Annotated in this window: 9 protein-coding genes and 1 pseudogene; 8 read left to right on the top strand and 2 right to left on the bottom strand. The window is 46.1% G+C overall.

From position 1 onward, the window contains the following. Window positions 1-82: 82 nt before the first annotated feature. On the bottom strand, window positions 83-2,596 hold the full coding sequence (locus G519_RS0114990; protein WP_029195402.1) for a heparinase II/III domain-containing protein: 2,514 nt from the start codon (window positions 2,594-2,596) through the stop codon (window positions 83-85). Window positions 2,597-2,828: 232 nt separating this feature from the next. Here G519_RS0114990 and sigK point away from each other — a divergent pair, with 232 nt between their 5' ends. Both sigK and G519_RS0114980 read left to right on the top strand, forming a co-directional pair. Next, window positions 2,829-3,413 carry an RNA polymerase sporulation sigma factor SigK gene (gene sigK / locus G519_RS43095; protein ID WP_084160172.1) on the top strand — a complete coding sequence of 195 codons (585 nt, stop codon included), beginning with the start codon at window positions 2,829-2,831 and terminating at the stop codon, window positions 3,411-3,413. Window positions 3,414-3,527: 114 nt separating this feature from the next. Further along, complete coding sequence (locus G519_RS0114980; protein WP_127527868.1) at window positions 3,528-4,229, top strand: ABC transporter ATP-binding protein; 702 nt, start codon at window positions 3,528-3,530, stop codon at window positions 4,227-4,229. A 486-nt stretch (window positions 4,230-4,715) separates the two neighbouring features. Here G519_RS0114980 and G519_RS43090 read toward each other — a convergent pair. Further along, window positions 4,716-5,422, bottom strand: a pseudogene (locus G519_RS43090) (IS6 family transposase). A gap of 368 nt (window positions 5,423-5,790) precedes the next feature. Between G519_RS43090 and G519_RS43085 the strand changes: the two are divergent. From G519_RS43085 to G519_RS0114935, 6 genes are all read left to right on the top strand, one after another. Then, window positions 5,791-7,650, top strand: coding sequence for a GH32 C-terminal domain-containing protein (locus G519_RS43085; protein ID WP_051253410.1), 1,860 nt, complete (start codon window positions 5,791-5,793; stop codon window positions 7,648-7,650). Window positions 7,651-7,767: 117 nt separating this feature from the next. Next, window positions 7,768-10,623, top strand: a complete 2,856-nt coding sequence (locus G519_RS0114955) for an extracellular solute-binding protein (RefSeq protein WP_029195400.1) — start codon at window positions 7,768-7,770, stop codon at window positions 10,621-10,623. Further along, window positions 10,620-11,519, top strand: a complete 900-nt coding sequence (locus G519_RS43080; protein ID WP_051253409.1) for a carbohydrate ABC transporter permease — start codon at window positions 10,620-10,622, stop codon at window positions 11,517-11,519. Before G519_RS0114955 ends, G519_RS43080 begins: the two co-directional genes overlap by 4 nt. A 30-nt stretch (window positions 11,520-11,549) precedes the next feature. Then, window positions 11,550-12,416, top strand: a complete 867-nt coding sequence (locus G519_RS0114945; RefSeq protein ID WP_244280120.1) for a carbohydrate ABC transporter permease — start codon at window positions 11,550-11,552, stop codon at window positions 12,414-12,416. A gap of 11 nt (window positions 12,417-12,427) precedes the next feature. Beyond that, window positions 12,428-13,897 carry a hypothetical protein gene (locus G519_RS0114940; protein WP_029195398.1) on the top strand — a complete coding sequence of 490 codons (1,470 nt, stop codon included), beginning with the start codon at window positions 12,428-12,430 and terminating at the stop codon, window positions 13,895-13,897. Then, entirely contained in the window at window positions 13,894-14,559 is a 666-nt protein-coding gene (locus G519_RS0114935) for a Yip1 family protein (RefSeq protein ID WP_029195397.1), read from the top strand. The genes G519_RS0114940 and G519_RS0114935 overlap by 4 nt, the downstream gene beginning before the upstream one ends. Window positions 14,560-14,586 lie beyond the last annotated feature (27 nt).

Raw genomic sequence — 14,586 nt, 5'->3', positions numbered from 1 at the left:
GAGATCATTACTTAATATGATTGAAGAGCTTCTATTTCATACCTTGGCATCTCGCAGAACTACCCTGCTATTTGGGTTGATCTCATAGGGTTTTGATAAGAATAGCAAGCCTGCCTCCGTTCACTTTAATGTGGCATTGCCCGTTCTGATCCGGGTTATGTGATGTCTTGTCTTGGAGCTTCAAAAGTGGTGCATTCGCTTGGAACGAGAATGTTTGTCCTTTTTCCGAACCGTTCACGAGCAGGAGGAACAAGGCTTGTTCATCTCGGAGCACCTTGTAAATCTGAAGTTCAGGGGAATCGGGACCGACTGGCAGAGAAAGTACGGTAAGCCCGGACGATTCACCGGATTTCGGATAGAGCAAGGTCAGATAATCGTTGCCGGAATTGTTGCTAATGCGGAAATGTTCCTGAACTGCTAATGGATAAGCACCGGATACAGCCCCATGGTCCACCGTTACAGAAATCCGGTTGGGCTCTAGGAATGTAACTTCCAGTTTCATTTCATTTAAGCAGTGTGCCGTGATCCGGTTCTTCTCTATATCGGAGGTGGAACTCAATGTATGTAGATTCCAGACGCTGTTCTTCTGACTCCGGATATGATCCCAAACAACATAAACTTCCACGCCTGCTTTCACATAGGCAAAGTGGCGATGGTAGGCTTCGGCATTGACATCTGGAATTACGCTTCGGACATAATCCAGTTGGTCCGAGAAGCAAACTTCCTCACAAATGCTCTTTAATGGGCCATTCTGAAAAAGTCCTGACTCGTCAATAAATTGAACCACGTTATGCGCATTTCCGTTCAGGTACCAGTGGCGGTCCCCGTTGTAATATCCTCCCGTCCCAGGATCCAGGGTAAGAGGGGTGGAATCCGCCCATATGGAGAAATGACCTTCATCGTGGTGTGCATGATAGGTCAACGGGGAAGACTCGAATACGGAATAGTTTTCCCGACCCCATAGACCGAAATGCTGTCGGAAGATAACATACCCAATCCCCTGATAGTGAACGGAAGTCAGAGTAGGTGCTTCCTGTGGAAGCTCCGGCTGCGGGTAGAGAAGGGCCAGCAGGGTACAGGGATAAGCCCCTGTATCCCGAATCACTCCGCCCCCGTGTTTCCAGACCCACATCATTTCCCGGCTAAGCTGTGGATCCGATTTCACATAGAAGGGCGCAGCATAGGAGAACATTCGGAACCACTGGTCATGGACATTGGAATCGCCAACAGCAGGAGACAGCAGTTTAGGTGCTGAATCCAGTCCACCTTGAACTGAATCCTTCGGGGTCACCGTGCCGATTAAGAACCGATACATCATCTTTACCTTGTCGTGGGACCAATAGTCTATACCCCTCAGACGCTGCAGTAGCGTGAAGAAAAGAAAGTACCGATGCAGCACGGCACCATGGTAACGGATATTCTCCGGCCACGCGCCATCCCGGTCTACCACATGCTCCAGCTGCCAATCCACGACGGAGCAGGCATGCTCCAGGTATTCCTCCGTTAGCTCCTCCTCCGAAAAGATCAGTGCATAGATCCCGAGACCGGTGGCGCGGTCCGCGTTCCAGTTGCTCCGTTTGCCTCCCTTTTCATCCGGAAACTGCTCCAGGTCGAACTGGTAATACTCGGTATCCATCATCAATCCGGCTATGTAGCGGAAGAGTGACTTGATGGCTACGTCCTCCTCAGGAAGGATGACTCCGGAGTCATCGATCTGGTCATATATGACCGATATCACCGCCATGCCCCGTCCGATATGGACCGCTCCGTAGGTATCATCCACATGCCAGCCGGTTGCCTTGAAAATATCCATGCCTTGGCACATATCAGGCAGCATGTACAGGATCTTCCGCTTAGCTCGCTCCGCGTACACCGCATCCCCCGTCACCATATAGACATCGGAATCCGCTCCAGCTGTCTCCAGCAGGGCGGCCCAAGTGGTCGGCGTCTTACGGTTAAAGGAGGGCGAAGTATATATCGTATCCATAGGCTGTCCGGCAGCGTCTAGGAACCTGATTTCGACGTATACGCCATCCGATAAGAGTTCATCCAATCGAAGGGTCGTTTGAATGCTGTAATGTTCTTGGGCACATACCGGAATCGGATCTGTAAAGGCCAAGCGCACCAGGTCGTCATCCGACGGGTTCATCACGTACAAGCACTGCCCGAGTCTGGGGACTTCGGAAGGCACAAGGAAGGCCGAACTTGAAGAGGACAGCGACGTAGCAGTCCACCCGGTTAACCCACGATCAAAGCTGCCGTTTACCAGTGGGATAGGCAATCCTCTCTCCGAATGGGTCAGCTGCAGCTGTCTGATCCAAACCTCACCCATTCCTCGGATGTGAAAAGCGAATTTCATATATCCAGCGTTCTCCGGTGTTCGGAACACAAAGGGGGCCGTTCGGAAAGCGTCTATCAGGTGAATAGGCAAAGACAATTCCTCATCAGCATAGGCATCAGACAATATTAACTGGCGCTCATATTCCTCTCGCAGTTCTGGTTGCATTAAAATCCGGATACGAATACCCTCCAGCTGCCCCGCATCATAGCAGGCGAAAGGACGTTTGGCCGTCTCTATCTTAGAGTGGCTTCTCATGCTCGTGTACCTCCGATAATGTTTTATTTATTATTTATACCACTTCTACCAATATAGCATCAGCTCTGATCGAGAGAGTGGGACAATTCACGTAAGGAAGTGGGGGAAATCAACTGAAAACTTAAGGGGAGAGAAGGGGGATGCACAATCCGGACGCGACAATGAGCTAAAAAGAATAATACTTCAATCTTTCAGATATTTAGTCCAACAACGGTTGGTGAAATTATAGAGAATGACAACTGGAAATGTATTTCGCATCCCGGTAACGGGCATCTGTAGAGGAAAGTTTACCTTGCTTTGTGTTCACAACCTCAAAAAATTCGATAATACAGGGGAAGATCTGGAAGATTTGATCTCCATCGGCACGATTGGCCTGATCAAAGCTATCGAATCTTTCTCACCGAATAAGGGCACAAAGCTGGCAACTTTTGCAGCACGTTGCATTGAGAATGAGATTTTGATGCATCTGCGCTCCTTGAAAAAAACACGTAAAGATGTATCCTTGCATGACCCGATCGGAACGGACAAAGAGGGGAACGAGATTACTTTGATTGACATCCTCGGCAGCGAGGCGGATGATGTGGTGGATGCGGTGCAGCTGAAGATTGAGAAGTCGAAGATATATAAAAATTTAGAGATTTTGGACGACCGCGAGAAGGAAGTTGTTGTCGGTCGGTTTGGTTTGGAGCTTGGCGGAGAAGAGCGGACGCAGCGGGAGATCGCGAAGGAACTGGGTATTAGCCGGTCCTATGTGTCGCGGATTGAGAAACGGGCACTCATGAAGCTATATCATGAGTTTTATAAGGCAAAGCGGTAAAACGGGGTAAGGCCTAATAAAGGCTAAGCAGTAAAGGCGACGGGAGAAAGAGTTTGAATGATTCGCATTCTTCATTGTTAGGGATCTTGGGATCGCAAAATGGAGGCGAAGGATATGAGCTTGATTCAAATCGATCATGTCTGTAAGCAATATGTGATTGGCGGGGAAACGATTCGTGCGCTAGATGATGTTTCCCTAGAGATTGAACAAGGTGAGTTTGTCGCCATTATGGGTCCTTCTGGCTCGGGGAAGTCCACGCTGATGAATATCATCGGATGTTTGGATGTATCTGATACAGGATCGTACGTTTTGGATGGCAAAGCGATTAACCAGATGAAGGATTCGCAACTCGCTGAGATTCGGAATCGGAAAATCGGTTTCGTGTTTCAGAGCTTTAATTTGCTGCCACGATTGAGTGCGTATGAGAATGTGGAACTGCCATTGATCTATCGGGGATTGTCAAGGAAAGAAAGAGAACCGCTTGTGATGAAGGCGTTGGAAGCGGTGGATTTAATAGATCGAAGGAAACATATGCCCTCGGAATTATCCGGCGGGCAGCAACAGCGGGTGGCGATCGCGCGAACGTTGGCGGGAGATCCTGCGATTATTTTGGCGGATGAACCGACTGGTGCGTTGGATTCGAAAACGGGCATCGAGATTATGGATATTTTTAAGAGGTTGTATGATCAGGGTAGAACGATAATTTTGATAACGCATGATCATGCGATTGCACAGCATGCGAAGCGGGTTGTGCGGTTTCGGGATGGTCGGTTGTTGGAGAATGTTAAGTTAAATGATGAGGCCGGGACTCCATAGGAAAAATGGGGTTCTGGTTTCTTTTAGTTGGATACATATGCTTCTTTCTCATGTCAGTATATTAGCTCTATTCCTATTAAAGGAATTGACGTTTCGTCCCAATAGGAGAGACCGATTGTGATAGCAAGCAATGGATTTACTAGTCAACAGAAGAATTTTGTTGACGAACTTTTAATAAAAGCCGAGTTCAGGAGCTGTATGTTACAAAGAAATAAGGGAAAAATCGAGTGGTTTTATTGATCAAGGAAAATAAAGATCGTTAGTGATGACTGATCAAGGAAAATAAAGATCGTTAGTGGAAAATAAAGTTCGTTAGTCGATTTTACAAAAGTAAACAAATTTTTAAGTATAATAAAAATATAGAACAGCCCTCAACTTCAAAAAAAAGTTGGGGGCTGTTTGAATTCGGAAAGGATAAAGGGACATTTATGGTTGTGGTGCAAGAATACAAAGGGGATAGAAATTACCCAACAAATTGAAATTTAACTACGCCAATATACCAAAAATTTTATTGAGCCATTCAACAGCTGATAGGACAGACGAATTATTTTTCGCCTGCCCTTTACTAATCATATGCATAGCCTCGATTCCCTTCAACGTCTGTTCTGCCGTGCGAAACGTTTTGAAACCAAGCATCGGTTTTGTGATTTTCTTTATGAACCGATGATCTTGTTCTACTATGTTGTTTAGGTATTTTGTCTGTCTTATCAAAGTTTCTTTTGGCAGGGCTTTTTCATTTATTAATTCTTGTATGGCTGGTGGATATGCTGGGTTTTTATCCAAAGTGATTACACGAGGTAATTGATTATGTGGCGAAGTCAAAGCTTTTGTAAAGAAACGCTTAGCAGCCGGCATATCTCGATTTTCAGATAGCATAAAATCAATCGTATTCCCCATAGAATCAACTGCTCTATATAAATACTTCCATTCACCTTTGACTTTGATGTACGTTTCGTCCGTTCTGTACGAATCATTTGTGGGTCTTAAATAGGGGCGGATTCGTTTGTCTATTTCGGGCCCAAATTCATGGACCCATCTCATGTCGTCGTATGGGAAATCTCTAATCCCCGCTCGCTCATTATTTCTACGATGTCTCTATAGCTTAAACTATATTTTAAATACCATCTCACAGTTAGTAAAATGATTGCTGATTCATACTGCTTCCATTTAAATATATTCAATTTGGTTTCCATAGTAACTTGCTCCATCCCATGAATTCATTATCAGTTATATTATCATGATCTAGAACTTTGCACCACAACCCGACATTTTATGTAGGATCTGTATCTTATCTGTTCACAGAAAAATCTGTAGTCAGTCACATAAGGGCTAACAACAACATATGCTTTCTACTTTTCTCTAAGTGTTGACAACAGCTCTTGCTATGCTTGGATGCATAGAGATTCCTTCGTTACAGGTATATTGAGATTCTTCAGTAGTTTCTATTTCTAGATAAAGTTGCAAAGAAATTGAAAGTCAGTGCACGAGCATTTTGAAATCTTTCTATTGTGGAATCGCTTACAATAGCACTACCAAATACAAGGAAGATAATGGAGGAAGTATGAGGAAGAGATTATTCATTTCTGCAGGATCGGTAGCAGTGGTGCTCGTTGGAGTCGGATTGGCGTTTTTGCTGACGAATCCGCAGCACAAAGAAGCAACGAATCCAGGCATGTCTATAAACTACAACAGTAATTCGAATTATTACACAGAAAAATTTCGTCCGCAGTATCATTTATCCCCGTTGTCGGGCAACATGAGCGATCCCAATGGTATGGTTTATTTTGAGGGAGAATATCACCAGTTTTATCAAAATAGCGGCCAATGGGGGCATGCTGTAAGTAAAGATCTGATTCATTGGGAGCACCTTCCTGTTGCGATGACTCGTGACTCTTTGGGTGACATTTGGTCGGGCAGCGCGGTTGTAGACGAGAAGGATACGAGTGGTTTCTTTGGCGGCAAGCCAGGTTTGGTAGCAATATTCACTCATTTTAAAAACGGACCCCTGTCGCAGTCGCAGAGCATTGCCTACAGTTCAGATAAGGGAAGGACATGGACCAAATATGCCGGTAATCCGGTCATTCCGAATCCTGGTCTAAAGGATTTCAGAGACCCGAAAGTGCTCTGGTATGAGCCTACCCACTCTTGGGTAATGATCGTTTCCGTAGATAATCGAGTACGCTTCTATACGTCACCAGATTTGAAAAATTGGGAGATGACAGGCGAATTCGGTCAGGATCAAGGATCTCATGCAGCAGTCTGGGAGTGTCCAGATTTATTCGAGCTTCCTGTTGAAGGAACAAACACCAAAAAGTGGATACTTACCGTCAGCATAGGCAGTAATGACAAGACAAAGGGTTCAACCGCTCAATATTTCGTCGGTTCCTTCGATGGGAAAACATTTAAGAACGACAATAAGCCATCAGATGTGCTGTGGACGGATTACGGCAAGGATTTCTACGCTGCGGTATCCTATTCGGATATTCCGGTCGAAGACGGTCGCAGAATCTGGGTGGGGTGGATGTCCAATTGGCGTTATCCGTTCGCCATGCCTACTGGTCAATGGAAGGGCAATATGTCCATCAACCGCGAGCTGAAGCTTAGAGAGATTTCGGGGCAGGGCTTGCGCATGGTCCAATTGCCGGTCAAAGAACTGGATGCTTTAAGAGGCAAGCCGACGATCGTATCGAAGAAGCAATTGACGCCAGGAGCGGGTAATCCATTTGTGGGAATAAGAGGTACTTCCTACGAGCTGGATAGCGAAATGACTTTACAAGCGGATGCTGCATTCAACTTGAAGCTAAGAACGGGAAACAAGCAGGAGACCGTTCTTCACTATGACGCCAAAACTTCACAGCTTTCTCTGGACAGGGAGGAATCCGGTATTACTTCTTTTGAGAAAGGATTTGCAGAGAAAATGACGGCTCCACTTCAGTTAAAGGACCACAAGATCAAGCTTCGTATCTATGTGGACGAATCCAGCGTTGAAGTGTTTGCTGGTGATGGTGAATCCGTTATTTCTTCGATTATCTTCCCTGACCCTACAAGTAATGGGCTGGAACTGGAGGCTACAGAAGGTACGGTCATCTTGAATCATGCTGATGTTTATCCGATGCGGACGATATGGCGCGATGAAGATCCGAACGGGCGTAAGCCGCTGCGCATTGCATTTAATAAAGGCATTCTCAACCTGCCTGTTGGGGGCACAGAGCAAATCGAAGCATCGGTGATTCCGTTAAGTTCTCCTCAGACATTGAAATGGGAGTCCAGTGATACTTCAGTTGCCACAGTGAAAGCCACCTCATCCGGTGCTGAGGTAACGGGCTTGAAGGATGGGGACGTCGAGATCAGAGCAACCAGTCAGGATGGCAGTATTGTATCTAGCATTAATGTTTATGTCACCCATAAGACCAAACCTTAGTATATTGCAAGTCATTACCTGAGCATATTGAAATTAGTTTGCGATGGTTTTTGATATATTCGATATGAAAACGCTTTCCATAAAGAATTCAAGATGTCGCACTGATGGGGGTCTACGGTGAAAAAGAGATGGATTGGATCTACGGTTATTATAACGATGGCATTACTGTTGGTTCCAACTGCAGCGATTCTTTCCTTTGCGGAGCAAGCACCAGCGTCAGCGAAATCGTATGCCTATACGGATGCTCCTAGACCTCAGGAAGGGATTCTCATTTCTGCGAAGGACTATGTGAAAGACAGCGGAACCGCGGTTCGCATACTTCCTGAATGGAAGGGGCGCAAGGACGTTCTGGAATGGAAAGAAGGCAGCGCTGCTTCATGGGAATTCTCGGTGCCTGAGGACCATACATATGAGTTAATGGTAGGTAATTATCCGATGGAAGGCAGCGGTCAAGACGTGGAATTTCAAATTACGCTTGACGGTAATGCGCTTATATCGAATGATACACCTCTGAAGCTGAATCGTGCATGGCGTGATGAGGAGGGACCACTGAAAACTAATAACGGCAACGACCTGCGGCCCAAGCAAGTGGAAGCTGGCATTTGGCTGAATACGAAGATTGAGAACCCGAATAACCTTGCCGCAACACCATTGCAGCTTGAATTGAAGGCAGGGAAGCATCTGCTGCGACTGGAGAACACGAGAGAAGGCGCTATGCTCGACTATTTGGTGCTACAGAAGCTGCAAGTGCCACAAGCCTATGAACAATACCGAGCTAGTCATGGTGCTGAGGCGGTAAACACCCAGACATCGCATGACATTATTGCCACCGTTCAAGCAGAACAAACCTATTTGAAATCGGAATCAAGTATTTTCCCAACAACCGATCGCACGAGCCCACTGACAACGCCATACCATCCGACCAAACTTAAAATGAACACGATTGGCGGAGAGGGTTGGGACATGACCGGCCAATGGGTTTCATGGAAGATGGATGTTCCCGAAGATGGTTGGTACAAAATTGGTATGCGGTACCATCAACAGAAGCTGAAAGGAGCGTTCGTCTCCCGGAACATTTACCTTGACGGTTCTATTCCTTTTCGTGAAATGGAGAACGTCCGGTTTCCTTATCAGTTGGATTGGGCAGTGAAGGAGCTAGGTGAAGAAACCGGCAAGCCCTACTTATTCCATCTGACGAAAGGCGTTCATGAACTCAAGATGGAAGTGACGCTCGGTGATTTGGCTCCCTCGTTGACTAAGGTCCAGAGCATCGTCTACGAGCTAAACAGTTTGTACCGGAAAATATTGATGATTACTGGTGGAAAGCCTGATGCTTACCGGGATTACGAGCTTCAAAAAAGCATTCCCGATTTATTGCCTACTTTGGAAGCGCTACAAAAAGAAATGAAATTGCAGTCTGATTTACTTGAGAAGCTAACTGGGCAGCAAAATACGGGTTCGCGCGCATTAAAAGTACTGCTGAGTCAAATGGTGAGCTTTCAGGATCGTCCGGATCAGATTCCGGTTCGACTTGAAAGTTTGAAGAACAATTCGACGGCGCTGGCCGACTGGATTCTGGAAGTGAGATATCAGCTGCTAGAGTTGGATTACCTCTATGCCGCCAGGTCAGACGCTGAGCGGCCGAAGGCTGAGGCTACTCTGTTGCAAAAAGGCATCCATGAAATCAGAGCATTCGCAGGATCATTCTTTGAAAATTATGACAACATTGATCAAGGCAAGAGCGGCAGCAGCGATCACACGATCAATGTATGGGTCGGCCTTGGCAGAGATCAAGCGTATGTTGTCAAGCGGCTGATCGATGAATCTTTTACACCAGAAACAGGTATACACGTTAATTTGAATCTGGTTAAAAAATCGCTGGTCGTTGCGACGATGGCGGGTCAAGGGCCTGACATCAACTTGTTCACCAGAAGGGGCGAAGCGATGGATTTGGCCATTCGTGGAGCGTTAGGTCCGCTAGATACGCTCGCTGGGTTCAACGATATCAAAAAACAATACATGCCGACAGCATTCGTACCTTATGAATACCAAGGACACACCTATGCAATTCCCGATGAGCAGGATTTCTTCATGATGTTTTACCGCAAGGATATATTGAAAGATCTCGGTCTGAATCCGCCTCAGACCTGGGATGAACTACTAAAAATCGCTCCAAAGTTGCAAAATAACAATCTGCAGGTCGGACTTCCCTATGAGAACTTGGATGCTCAGCAGCTTAAGGATCGTGGTATTGGCATGTTGAATCTGTTCCCCAGCTTACTGATGCAAAATGGGGTTAGCGTATACAACGCAGCACACGACGGAACCAATTTTGATCAACCAACAGCCTACCAAGCTTTCAAACAATGGACGGATTTCTATAAACTGTACAATTATCCGCTCTACAAGAATGATTTCTACCGATTCCGAACCGGTGAAATGCCGCTGCTTGTCTCTTCTTACAAGCTGTATAACCAGCTCAAGGTAGCTGCCCCTGAAATAGCGGGCCAGTGGCAAATGATGGAGATTCCAGGTATGAAGCAGCCAGATGGCACCATTAAGCATACGTCCGGAGCGACTGGAACGTCAGGTATCATCCTGAAAACTGCCAAGGATCAAGAAGCGGCATGGGTCTTCATGAAGTGGTGGAACAGAGCGGACATTCAAGGCAGCTTCTCCAGAGAACTAGAGAATGAAACCGGGATGTTCGAGCGCAGAACACCAGCGAATCAGGCAGCTTTGCGCTTAACGAACTGGAGCACGAAGGAACAGGCTCTACTAGCCGAGCAATGGAAGCAAGTCGAAGAAATTCCCGAACTGCCCGGAAGTTACTTCACGTCACGCAACATTGACAACGCATTCCGAAGGGTCATCCTGGAGTGGGAGAATGAACGGGAAAGCCTCTACTATTGGAATAAGCAAATCAATGAAGAAATTAAACGCAAGCGTTTCGAGTTTGGAGTGAAATCATGAAGATGAACCTGACGACGACTTTTAAGAAACATCGAGAAAGCTATCTGCTGATGCTGCCGTATATGCTCTTTTTCATCTTGTTCACGATTCTTCCCGTTATTCTGTCGATTGCTCTTGGCTTCACTTATTTCAATATGATTGAGCCTCCGAGATTTATTGGATGGTACAACTACATCCGCATGTTTCTGGACGATGATGTCTTCATCATTGCTGTAAAAAATACGCTCTTATTCGCTTTTGTTACTGGACCCATCGGCTATTTTCTTAGTTTTCTAGTGGCATGGATGATCAATGACATGTCCAGAACAATGAGATCTGTTGCTACGACCATTTTTTATTTGCCAGCTATCGCTGGTGCCTCCGTGTATCCGATGTGGTTTCTGATCTTTAGCCCTGATGAGTATGGGTATGTGAACTCGTTCTTAATTAAATATGGGTTTATCAACAACCCGATCGCTTGGCTCCTGGATCCTAAATATATGATAGCGGTGCTTATCTTTATTCAACTGTGGATGAGTCTTGGCATCAGTTTCCTTGCTTTCATAGCTGGATTGCAGACGATTGATAGAAGCTTGTACGAAGCTGGCATGATGGACGGAATCAAGAATCGATTTCAAGAGCTTTGGTATATTACACTACCATCCATGATCCCGCAGCTTGTGTTTGGTGTCGTGATGCAGATTATTACGGCATTCAGCGTCGGGGACGTGTCGATTAATCTAGCCGGGTTTCCAAGTACGGAATATAAAGCTGAAACGATGGTTACCCACCTGATGGATTACGGTTCCATACGCTACGAAATGGGCTATGCATCGGCCATCGCAGTCGTTCTGTTCCTTATGATGGTACTTTCGAACCGACTTGCTACGAAATTACTGGGTAAAGTGGGCACTTAACCACGATGATTGAAAGGAGGATCTACGTTGGTGATCAATTTAAAAAGTAAAACAGGCGACAAGGCTCGCCGTTCCATGATTGGCAATATGATGGTGTATGGATTGATCGGCTTGCTTGCTTGCATATCGATGCTCCCTTTGGTCTATGCGCTGGTCAACTCGTTGAAGCCGATTGACGAGCTGTTGCAATTCCCGCCTCGATTCATCGTTGTAAGACCGACGCTCGACAGCTATAAGGATCTGTTTCAGCTAGTCTCCAGTTTATGGGTGCCTTTATCTCGTTATATGTTTAATACCATGTTCGTGACAAGCCTGGGAACCTTAGGCCATGTGTTGTTCGCATCAATGGCTGCTTATCCGCTTGCTAAGCATGGGTTTCCCGGAAAAAAGCCGTTGTTTGCTGCCATTGTTATGGCGCTAATGTTCGTTCCTTCCGTAACGTTCATGCCGCTTTTTATTCTTATGACGAAGTTGAACTTGGTGAATACGTACTGGGCATTAATCTTCCCTTGGATCGGGTCATCACTGGGACTCTTCCTTATGAAGCAGTTTATCGAACAGATACCTGATCAAATCTTGGAAGCTGCGCGGATCGATGGGTCGAGCGAATTTCGGACATTTTTTACGATTATTATGCCGAATGCATTGCCGGCCATCATGACTGTGATCCTCTTCCAGTTTAACCAAATGTGGAACTACACGCAGTCCGATCTCGTCTTTAGCGAATCGCTGAAGATGGTGCGAACGGCCTTTGAACAAATCGCCCAGGAGAATTCGATCGTGAGAATGGGACCGGGTTCTGCTGCTTCAGTCATACTCATGCTGCCGCCGATTTTGTTATTCGTTTTGCTCCAGCGCAAAGTTGTGGAAACCATGACGTTCGCCGGGATCAAATGACAGGAGGAGCTATGAAAATTAGAAGCGTTATAGCCATAGCTGCTGTATTTCTCTTACTAGCACTGAATCCTATCCGCACCTATGCGGAAGGTCCTTATCAAGCTTATGTTTACGATGAGTGCGACCATGCCAAAGTTGCCCCCAACAGCTATTTGCCTAGTGGGGTCTTCTCAGGTCTTGACAGCGGTGCCGGCTCTTTCAATGATCCGCAGGATTTATTTGTAGACAGCAAAGGATTCATCTACGTTGCTGACACAGGCAACAACCGGATTGTAAAACTGAATGATCAGTTTCAGAAAGTGGACATTATCGACAAGCTGATGTGGAACGGTAAAGAGACTGCTTTGTCGGGTCCTACCGGTATATTCATGGGTGCAGACGGCCTTCTCGTTATTGCGGATAAGGGGAGTGGGCGGGTACTTCTTGTTAATAACAGCAAACAGGTTCAACTCGTGATTGAGAAACCAAGCCATCCGCTGATCCCCCAAGATTTCAAATTTAAACCTATCAAGGTTTCGGCTGATGAAGCAGGGCGCATCTATGTGTTGTCAGAAGGGCAATTCTTTGGGCTCATGCAATTTGACAGTACGGGACAATTTACAGGATATTTTGGCAGTAACAAAGTGGAGGTCACACCGGCGGTCGTTCTGGAAAAGTTCTGGAAAAGCATATTGACGAAGGACCAAAGGGACTCCATGGCCAAATTGCTGCCAATTGAATATTCGAACATGGACCTGGGACCCGATGGATTTGTTTACACGACGACGATTGTCTCTGAGAATTCAAGGGAAGAGATCAAGAAGTTAAACCCACTCGGTAACAATGTGTTGGTAGGGAAAAAGGGAGAGCTGGATTTCGGTGATAAGGAAATTCCCATCAAGAAATCCGTTAAGCAGGATACAGCTTTCGTTGATCTTGCTGTCGATCGTGATGGTATCATCGCTGGTCTGGACCGGACTCGCGGTCGTGTCTTTGAATATGATCAGGATGGCAATCTCCTTGCAGTCTTTGGCGCACTCGGCAACCAGCAAGGGACGTTCCTTCAACCGAATGCCGTCGCATTTCTGAACGATTCCATTCTGGTGCTGGATTCCGGCAAACGAAACATTACCCAATTCTCCCTGACTGAATATGGCAGTCAGGTTCGTAAGGCGGTCATTCTATACAACCAGGGTTTGTATGAAGAAGCAGCAAGCATCTGGCGAAATGTAGCCAAGCGGAATATACACAGCGATATAGCCAATGTTGGGATTGCTAAATCATTAGAAAAGAATGGTGATTACGAGAGCGCGCTTTATTACTATAAGCAGGGAGCAGACAGAGCGGGGTTTTCCAATAACTTTTCACAGATACGCATCGCAGCAGTACGTATGAATTTGCCAATTGTGATGTCTCTGCTCGCTGTGGCAGTTGTTGGATGGTATGGTTACCGAGCGTTCCGCTTGGTGTATGCCCATAGAGGAAGGAGGAAGCGAGTATGAATATCGCGACCCTATATCGTCAAGGCTTGAAGTTGAATCCCGCTAAGCAAGGCAGTAAATTAAATCCCTTTAGCGCTCTGTTGCATCCTTTCGATAGCTTCTACGCTGTCAAGGAAGAAGGGAAAGGTTCATTGCTTGCAGTCGCTACGATCGTACTTGTTTTCTTCCTTTCCTCCATATTTGAAAGACAAAACACGGGTTACGCATTCAATATGAATAACCTGGATGAGCTGAATGTTTGGCTGGTAGCCGCTAAGACCATTGCGCTTTATGCATTGTGGGTGCTTAGCAACTGGGTGGTCGCAACTTGGATGGACGGAGAGGGGAAAGCCTCCCACATCATGATCGTCAGTGCTTATGCCATCATGCCTTATGTCATCTCGCTCATCGTCACAACATTGCTAAGCAAAATCATGCTAGTTGAAGAAGGCGTCTTTCTCCATTATATAACGGTTCTGGCGATTCTATGGAGCAGCGTCCTGATGTTAATTGGCCTGTTGATCGTTCATGATTACGGATTTGTAAGAAACCTGCAATCAATTGCGCTTACGATTGCTGCTATGGGGATCATCGTATTCTTGATGATCTTGTTCTACACCTTGTATCAACAGGCTTACGTCTTTGTGACGACAATCTATAACGAAGTCTTGTTCCGTCTGTAATCAGACGAATGAAGGCTGATCAAAGTA

It is taken from the genome of Paenibacillus alginolyticus DSM 5050 = NBRC 15375 (assembly GCF_000422905.1).
Lineage (GTDB): Bacteria > Bacillota > Bacilli > Paenibacillales > NBRC-103111 > Paenibacillus_E > Paenibacillus_E alginolyticus.
The sequence above is the reverse complement of the archived record's forward strand: the minus strand, read 5'-3'. Positions and strand labels throughout refer to the sequence as shown.